We start from the raw sequence: 8795 nt of genomic DNA, 5'->3' as shown, positions 1-8795 counted from the left end.
TTACTGACCATATCCTGCTGCATGGTCAGCTGAGTAAGTTGTTTGGTTATCGCTGGCGTAGCAGCGAGTGTGGTGAGTAACAGTTGATGCTCCACTATCATTGCTACTGTGCTAGCGCTAAAGCTAGTTATTGCAGGCATTATATCGTCAGCAAGCACTATATCATCCATAGTTTCAGCAGCAAGACCATGACTAGCTGTACATCACTGAGTTCATCGATAACAGGTAATACCAAAACCTCACTTAAGTGCGGGAAACGCTCAAATATCAGCGGCAGATAGCTAATCGCCATCCCTTGATACAAGGATTGACACAGTAGCATGGTATGTTTGTCTTGGTATAGGATGGTTTGCTGCCCAGCACCTTTTTCTGGTACAGATAATAATAAAAAATCAGGCAGTAAAGCGACGATATTCATGCCAGTAAGCTTAGCGCTTTGTTGCCATAACTCAATATCACTTTGCGCCAGTGCATATAGGTAATGAGTATTGTGGTGACTCATATGCCGAATAGTCAACTGCTCAACAGGCGTCAAAGACATCTCTTCAAACAAATCCTATTTACTAATTTCCAGTGTCTACTGTCTTTATGCCAAACCGCTAGTGGACTGTTCTGCGCGCGCAACCAAACGTGTAACACCAAATGCGTCCCCAACTATCAAAGCTGTAATTTATTAAACCCATTATTTAGCTAAAATGTAGATGGTTTATGAGCATCAATATGAGCGCTATCATTAATTAATTAGTAATAACAACTGATATCAATAAGACTGACCCGGTACAAAGCGCGCAATCTCACGTGCCACACCTGTCATCACAAAGTCCATTTCAAACACGCGTGCTTCTGCTAAAGAAAAGGACTCAGGGTAATCACCCGTTAGTAGCGCTGCAATATAGGCAATGATAGACATATGACAGACTACCACTAGACACTCTGCTTCAATATGAGCAATATCCGCTAAAGCCTGCCGCGCATCGTCAGAAGGCGTGATATTCTGCTGTATATGTGATGGCACATTAGCCATAAGCACTTGTAGTTCTGCCAGTGTCTGCTGCGCCCTCACGTAAGGACTGACCAAAAAATAATCAGGCTGATAGTGGCTGCTGATATATTTTGCCGTTTGCTTTGCCTGTTCATGACCAAAACCAGTCAGCTGCCGTGCGCTATCCGGACGCGTCTCGTCTTCCGCCTGACCATGGCGCATCAAAATAATTTTCATAATTTATCCGCCTTTTTTATTATTGTTATATTATCAGTCCAAAGTACATTTTGCGTCATGATCGCTATCCTGAATATTATTACTCTACCCAGCTATAGCGATATGACGATATACCTCTAGCAACCTAAATAAATGCTTAGACATTACTTATTATCCTGCTTACTGTTATCATTTTTTGCCTGATTATTTGCAGTTTGCATTTGCGCCGTCATTGCAGCATTGCTGTGGTCATGCTCCATGACAAACTCAACATCACTACGAAAACCTGCTTCCATCAAGTGTAAAGCAACGCCAAGTGCCGCTTTGTCTTCATAAATAACAGCGTGCAGTGCGTGGGTAATAGGCATATAAATACCTTCTTTGGTGGCTTTTTCGTGTACCTGCTGAATGGTATTAACCCCTTCCGCAGTTTGTCCCAGTTTTTTGACTGCAGCGTCAATCTTCATACCACGACCAAGCATGTTACCAATGCGATAGTTACGACTGAGCTCCGAGTTACAAGTAGCGTATAAATCCCCCACACCTGATAATCCTAAAAAGGTTAACGGATTGGCACCTGTGTGTACGCCAAAGCGGCTCATCTCTGCCAAGCCGCGGGTCAATATCATCGCTTTGGTGTTTTCACCAACCTCATAAGCGGCTGCCATACCCATGGCAATGGCATAAATATTCTTTAGCGCACCGCCAAGCTCAACGCCGCGAATATCATCACTGGCAAACACTCTAAAGAACGCACTATGCAAAGCAGCTTGTACTGCATGACGTAATGGTTCAGATTCACTGGCGATTACCGTGGCAGATGGCATGTTTTTCATGATTTCTATAGCGAGGTTTGGACCCGACATCACCCCAAAATTTACTTCAGGTAACTCCTCTTTTATGATGTCACTCATCAGAGCAAAGGTGTCTTTTTCCATACCTTTGGTTAGAGACACAATAGATTGCCCGCTAATAAAAGGCGCAATACTTTTAAGCGTTTCACGAAATGCTAAGCCTGGTACGGCAATAAAAATGATATCAGTATCTTTGACTGCTGCTTGCAGATCGTGACTATATTTTAGGCGGTCATCAAGCTTATAGCCTGGCAGATACTTTTTATTCATCTGCGACTTTACCATCGCTTTCACAGTACGCTTATTGCGTACCCACAGCGTGGTATCGCAGCCATTGCGCGCCGCTAAGTTTGCCATTGCTGTGCCAAAACTACCGCCACCTAATACCACCAAACGTAGCTTGGTCGGATTACTATGAATCTCTGCCATGTTTTTTGCCACTGCAGATTCTACTGCACTTGGATTTAATTTTTTACGTCCAATACCAGATTTGGTGGCACGCTCGATGATGCCAGACAACAATTTTTTTTGTTTTTCAGCCAATTTTTTCTCGGCTTCAGTACTGTCTGTCTTTGTCTGTGTGTGTTTATCATGCGCACTTGTCATATATTTTATCCGTGTTGACTGATTTTATTATCAATAAATTTATGCTGAGTATACAGTGAGAGCAGCGATATGTATGAACAATTATTTGTACAAATTAGCGGTCTTCTTGAGATCTCTACCTTTATAAAACAGTCATTTCGTTAAATTTCTATTTAGCTATTACTTTTAATATCCAGTGTCTTGCCACAATAAGCGGCTTATTGCTCGAAGCGCGTTAAAGGTTCAATATCAATGGGTTTACGCGTTGGCATATCACAAGGACTGCTGCCAGTATAAACAAAAGCCGTGACATAATCACCTGCACTCACATCAAAATAGGCTTTAACATCAGGCTCATTACAAAGCAGACCCGTACGCCAAACCGTGCTAAATCCTTGTGCTTTTAGCGCTAAGATAAGGTTTTGAACCGCAGCACCAGCACTGAGCATCTGCTCAAAGGGTGGAACTTTTTTGTGAGCTTGCATCTGAGTGACGACCGTAATAATAACAGGCGCCCGTAATGGCATATTACAAATTTTCTGCCGTTCTTTTTCAGACAGTGTCTCGCCCTCTTGCGTGGCTTGTGCTTCAGCTGCCGCCAAAAATGCACGACCCAGCTCATGGCGGGCATTGCCTTGGGTGACGATAAAACGCCATGGTTGTAGTTTTTTATGATCTGGGGCGGTCACTGCGCAATCGATAGCTGCTTTGATTTGCATCTCTGTTGGTGCAGGGATGCTTAGATTGCCAATGCTGCGCCGTGATTTAATCCAATTAATCAGTTGTTCATCGGTCACTTGTGAGTTGGTCACTATTGGGCTTTCTGTATTATGTTTTTGATCATTTTTATGGTTATGACTCTCTGCAGAGATACTCATGTCTTATCCTTATTCATTATTATATGTGTTTAGCTATTAGGCATATTTGCCCATTATGGGTGATATTATTATAATTTTATGAGGTATATGTAGAAAAAAACCAGCTGCTTCTATTTTCCGTTATTAAGCAGTCGATAGTGTTAAATAACAACTGGTTTTTACTATTTCAGGGATTGAATAAACACTATGCCGCATCCGAATCTTCGGTACGATGCTCCATTTTTAGATAATCTTCTGACTGCATCTCAAGCAGGCGCGAACGCGTACGCTCAATCTCAAATGCCAGCTTTTGTCCTTGATATAGCTCAAGAATCGGCTGCTGCGCGCGAACCAATAATTTGACGCGGCGATCATAAAACTCATCGACTAAGTAAATAAAGCGCCGTGTGGGGTCGCGCAAATCATCATCTAGCGCTGGTACTGCATTGATAAGTACGGTGCTGAACTGCTTAGCGATTTCAATAAAATCAGATGCCGAACGCGGCTCCATACATAAATGACGAAAATCGCAGAATAAGATGTCATCGGTACGCGCATTAATTCTGATTTCACGACCATTAATAGTGATAGGCTCATTACTGAATTTTTGATTGTTAGATAAGCTGGCAAAGCGGTTGGCAAGCCAGTGGTGATTGGCTTTGGTCATGGGCGACTCGTACAGCTCCGCCTGCTGCAATACGCGCAAGCGATAATCAATACCAGAATCGATATTCATAACGCTGGTATGATTCTCAACTTCAGCAATAGCAGGCATAAAGCGATCTCGATGCAAGCCATCTTTATACAGTCCTGATGGCTCAATGTTTGACGTTGCCACCAATGTAATGCCGCGATTGAATAGCATAGTGAACAAATCGCCCAAGATCATCGCATCAGAAACGTTCGAGACAAAAAACTCATCAAAACAGATGATAACGGCTTCTGCGTAGATAATATCAGCGACTTTTTCCAGCGGGTCACTCTGACCTTGTAGGTTATTTAACTCTTGATGTACGCGCTGCATAAAATGATGGAAATGTTGACGCATTTTGCGCTCAATGGTTAATGAGTCATAAAACATGTCCATCATCCATGTTTTACCACGTCCTACCCCGCCCCACATATACAAGCCTTTGGGAGCAGCTGGCTTTGCCTTTAAAAAACTAAAGAAGCCCTTTTTTTGTACTGCACTATGATTGAGCTGATGGTACAGCTCATCTAAGTAACTCATCGCCAGATATTGCTGCTCATCTCGAGTAAACTCATCAGTACTGATGGCTTGCTCATAACGTTGCAAGGGAGATAAACTCATAATATGACTCATTAATAAACAAAATAACTATTAGAATAAAGTGTTGCTACCAACAATCGCTACTAACTTATGCTTTTTACACTGAGATAGTAACAACTGATCTATTAGAATGATTAATCACAACCATTCTTTAGGTTAACACAGCTCAAGGCGATACAAATAACCGATTACATTTGACGATATTTATCGAAATTGATTAGCACAAAATCAATTTACACCACGTAAAGCTTATCAAATATCTCTGCGATGGGTGTGCTGCTCCAACAATTTCTTTAGCTCAGACAAGCGCCCGTGAAAAAAGTGTCCTGCACCATCAACGATACTGACATCAATCCCTAAGCGCTCAGCAAATGCTTGCATGTTGCTTGGGTCAATGACTTCATCCGCATTACCATAAATCTCAAAGGTTTTTTCAGTGGGTAAGGTGAGATCACTGCTGTCATTTTTTTCAACTGATGGTGCGATAAGCGCGACGTTTGCTATCTCAAAATCATCCAGTCCCCAGATTTGCGGTGATACCAGTACTTGCTCAGCCACTCGCGCAGTTACATAACCGCCAAAAGAGAAGCCACCAAGCCATAATTTTCGTGCATCGGTTTGCTCAGCAATCCATTGTAGCACGGTCATTGCATCGACTACCTCACCATCAGCATAATCATGCTCGCCTGTCGACTGACCGACACCGCGAAAGTTAAAACGTACCACGTGCATACCCTTATCGCGAGCAAAACGGTACATAGTCGTCACCACTTTATTGTTCATCGTACCGTCAAACAATGGATTGGGATGACAAAGTAGCGCCACTGTGTCCGTATTTGGGTCATTAGGATTGTCTTGTTGCCACAGCGCGTCAACCTCTAACACGCCAGCAGGAGCAGGAATTAATTGCATAAAATACTTATCAGTTAAGAATGAATGTCTCAATTATCCTAGATATGGTTTATATTTCAAGTGATTTGCTGTGTATTGCTACTGTCCATCGCTTTTTCCTTTTTAATAATAGATATTCACCACAAAAGTATCATGGGTGGTTTTTTCAATATAGCGCATGGATATAGTCATTAATTTCCATATGCAATACAAGCGCAATACCGAACACAAGAACCGCCTAGACACTTAATATGTGAATAGGGTAAATTCACCCTGTCCGCTCATGCGTTGATTTATTATCCTGCTTTTATAATAACCACGTCATATTAGGCGATATTTTCTCTTTTAGGTTTTCGCTTTCATTGTTAATTTATTGGATTTAGGAATCACTTATGAATATTTTTAATAAAACCGCGGCTTTAACAGCCACTTTGGCTGCTGCATTGGCTCTAAGTGCTTGTCAAACCAGCCCATCTTCTCCTGTCATTCAGCGTGCCGACTCTCTTTATGAGACAACTGGTATCGCTAAAACCAAAGTACAAGCTCAAAAAAATGCATTGGATAGCGCGAAGACTACTTGCCGAAGTAAGCAAGTTATCGTCGTTGATGATCAGGTAAAATATAATGGCATTTTAAATGAGAGTACGGGTCGTATGATTGGTCAAGCAAGTGCCGTACTCGGTACCATCCTTGGTACTGGCTCGCCAAATTTATCACGTGATGATGATTATGAATATATGCTTAGCTTTCGTTGCCAGTAATTGAATAAATTATAACGTGAGACTGGCTTTAATGATTCAATAAACAGTCAGAATATTAAAAGCCGTTCAAAGCCAATCAGCTTGTGAGAAATATTATTAATCGCAAGCTGATTGGCTTTGCTTTTTGTGTGGCTAATTTTGAGTTACACTACTCTATTCACTATTTTTATCCTTTATCTTGCCTAGCCAGTCTCTAAGCCTTCATTACCTTTGGTCACTATTATGCGCAAACCCAATCTGTCACCTATCCAAAAAGCGAGCACTGAAAAATCCAAGGTATTAACACCTGCCAAAGATTTAGCGACATTAGAGGCAGAGCTGGCAGCGCAAGAAAACAGCTTAGAAGTTAATTTAGAAGATACTGTCTTACGACTGAGTGATTATTTATCAGCGGTTGACATGGTAATCAAGCAAACCTTTGATCACCGAGTATGGGTCAAAGCTGAGATTCGTAATTTGTCTAGCAAAGGCGGACATTATTACTTTGAGTTGGCAGAAAAAGATGATGATGGTAAAGTCATCGCCAGCTGCCGTGGCAATCTTTGGCGCTTTAAAGCAGCGCGCGTGTTAGCAAAGTTTGAGCGCGCAACCGGAATGCCACTTGACCGTGATTTAACCGTACTGCTCAAAGTATCGGCAGGTTTTCATGCACAATATGGTTTCTCGCTCACCATTGAAGACATTGACCCTAGCTACACCTTAGGCGATCTGGCACGCCAATATGCAGAAATGGTTGACCGTTTGACGGGTGAAGGGCTATTAAACCTCAATCAGCAGTTGCCAATGCCATTTGATATCGAGCATGTGCTGGTTATTGCTCCTGAAAAAGCAGCAGGACTGGGCGACTTTCAAGCAGATGCCGATCGTTTAGCCAGTACGGGTGCTTGTCATTTTCATTATCACAATGCCACTTTTCAGGGTAACCATGCCCCAGCAGAGATTCGCCAAGCAATCATTAGCGCCCAGCAGCAGTTTGAAGAGACCTATCAGCGTCTGCCAGATTTGTTAGTAATTATCCGTGGTGGCGGTGCCGTTGGTGATTTGGCTTATCTGAATGATTATGAACTTTCTGCCCTCGTTGCTGAGCAGCCTGTACCCGTCTGGGTAGGCATTGGGCATGAGCGTGACAAAGTTATCTTAGATGAAGTGGCGCATACCAGTTTTGATACCCCATCAAAAGTCATTGCGGCTATCATGGCGCATATAGCACAGCTGATGACTCAGACACTACAATATCAAGCACAAATCAAACAAGCAGCGCAGCGTCAATTAAATATCTCTGAACAGCAAACGGCACGTCAATTAAGCCAAATACAATCACAAACGATTGGTCAATTAACTGCGTTGCAAAAAGACAGTGATTATGCGTGGCGTAGTATTCAGCAAAGTGCCCAGCGACAAGTGAAGCAAGCCGCTAGGCGCATAAGCGATATACGCACACAAATTCAAGCGTCTGCTTATCAGCAGTTAACTATGGCTGCTAACGCTAATCAAAACCACCAGCAAACCATTATGCATTCGGCACAGCAGCAGCTCGTACAAGCACATCGTGATAGCACACATCTACGTGATATCGTACTTTTGCATCGACCTGCTCGCGTATTAAAGCAGGGCTATAGCATGCTTACTGATGAAAAAGACAAGAGAATACTGACCAGTACTAGCCAGCTGTATCCTGAGCAAACCATTCATATTGTCCTAAAAGATGGTAAGGCAAAAGCACAGATTATCGATGTTTATATTAATGAGAAAACGCTAGAATCTGCAAACACATCTGCTTAATTGCCTAACAATACTGAATATACGCAACCGTTAGTTATCTATTTTTATTTTTAATATTAGGAAACCTTATGAGCAACCCTACTCGCAAACGCAAAAAAGTAGCCCCAAAAACCTTTAAGGCGGCTTACGACATTTTAAAAGCCAATGCCGCGGAACTACAGCAACAAGATGAGCCTGATATTGATAATCTAATGACTACCGTCGAAGAATCTATTGCCGCTTATCGCGTTTGCGAGACTCGCATTCATGCGGTACAACAAGCATTAGATGCGGCATTTTCTGAAGAAGATAAAACGGTCTCAAGCGACAGCTAAATAGCCGTTTTATAGTGCCTGAATAGTTTTTAAGAATAGCTATTCAGGCGCATCAACTTCAAACACTTGGCGCAAATAGGCAAGATAAGTATCATTATTAATCATGGTCTTGCCTGGGCTATCAGACAGTTTTGCGACTGGCTGACCATTACATTCAACCAATTTCAGGACAATATTTAACGGTGTGATGCCCATATCATTGGTGAGATTGGTGCCAATACCAAAGCTGGTTTTGATTTGACCTTTAAAATACTGATGTAAA

Annotated in this window: 9 protein-coding genes and 1 pseudogene; 3 read left to right on the top strand and 7 right to left on the bottom strand. The window is 42.2% G+C overall.

Going from position 1 to position 8795, the window contains the following annotated elements; all coding sequences use genetic code 11:
* Positions 1-157: 157 nt before the first annotated feature.
* The 6 genes from VLN09_RS11085 to VLN09_RS11060 all read right to left on the bottom strand — a co-directional run bounded on the left by VLN09_RS11085 (position 158) and on the right by VLN09_RS11060 (position 5697).
* Positions 158-541 (bottom strand): hypothetical protein, encoded by a 384-nt coding sequence (locus VLN09_RS11085; RefSeq protein WP_325246506.1) that lies wholly within the window; start codon positions 539-541, stop codon positions 158-160.
* Between the two features lie 219 nt (positions 542-760).
* The gene (sixA, locus tag VLN09_RS11080) at positions 761-1219 is read right to left on the bottom strand and encodes a phosphohistidine phosphatase SixA (RefSeq protein ID WP_325246504.1); all 459 of its coding nucleotides are present in this window, start codon (positions 1217-1219) and stop codon (positions 761-763) included.
* A gap of 143 nt (positions 1220-1362) precedes the next feature.
* The gene (locus VLN09_RS11075) at positions 1363-2658 is read right to left on the bottom strand and encodes an NAD(P)H-dependent glycerol-3-phosphate dehydrogenase (RefSeq protein ID WP_325246502.1); all 1296 of its coding nucleotides are present in this window, start codon (positions 2656-2658) and stop codon (positions 1363-1365) included.
* 197 nt (positions 2659-2855) lie between these two features.
* Complete coding sequence (locus VLN09_RS11070; protein WP_325246500.1) at positions 2856-3515, bottom strand: nitroreductase; 660 nt, start codon at positions 3513-3515, stop codon at positions 2856-2858.
* Between the two features lie 184 nt (positions 3516-3699).
* The gene (gene zapE / locus VLN09_RS11065; RefSeq protein WP_325246498.1) at positions 3700-4806 is read right to left on the bottom strand and encodes a cell division protein ZapE; all 1107 of its coding nucleotides are present in this window, start codon (positions 4804-4806) and stop codon (positions 3700-3702) included.
* Positions 4807-5037: 231 nt separating this feature from the next.
* Positions 5038-5697: an alpha/beta hydrolase gene (locus VLN09_RS11060; RefSeq protein WP_325246496.1), complete on the bottom strand. Its 660-nt coding sequence runs from the start codon at positions 5695-5697 to the stop codon at positions 5038-5040.
* Positions 5698-6068: 371 nt separating this feature from the next.
* Between VLN09_RS11060 and VLN09_RS11055 the strand changes: the two genes are divergently transcribed.
* The 3 genes from VLN09_RS11055 to xseB all read left to right on the top strand — a co-directional run bounded on the left by VLN09_RS11055 (position 6069) and on the right by xseB (position 8533).
* The gene (locus VLN09_RS11055) at positions 6069-6437 is read left to right on the top strand and encodes a hypothetical protein (protein ID WP_325246494.1); all 369 of its coding nucleotides are present in this window, start codon (positions 6069-6071) and stop codon (positions 6435-6437) included.
* A gap of 222 nt (positions 6438-6659) precedes the next feature.
* Positions 6660-8219, top strand: a complete 1560-nt coding sequence (xseA, locus tag VLN09_RS11050; RefSeq protein ID WP_325246492.1) for an exodeoxyribonuclease VII large subunit — start codon at positions 6660-6662, stop codon at positions 8217-8219.
* A gap of 68 nt (positions 8220-8287) precedes the next feature.
* Positions 8288-8533, top strand: coding sequence for an exodeoxyribonuclease VII small subunit (gene xseB, locus VLN09_RS11045; protein ID WP_325246490.1), 246 nt, complete (start codon positions 8288-8290; stop codon positions 8531-8533).
* 39 nt (positions 8534-8572) lie between these two features.
* Here xseB and VLN09_RS11040 read toward each other — a convergent pair.
* Positions 8573-8795, bottom strand: a pseudogene (locus VLN09_RS11040) (nicotinate phosphoribosyltransferase); the annotation flags it as partial.

It is taken from the genome of Psychrobacter sp., assembly GCF_035469765.1.
In the GTDB taxonomy this organism is placed as follows: domain Bacteria; phylum Pseudomonadota; class Gammaproteobacteria; order Pseudomonadales; family Moraxellaceae; genus Psychrobacter.
Note: the sequence above shows the minus strand (reverse complement) of the source record. Positions and strands in the feature narration are given on the sequence as shown.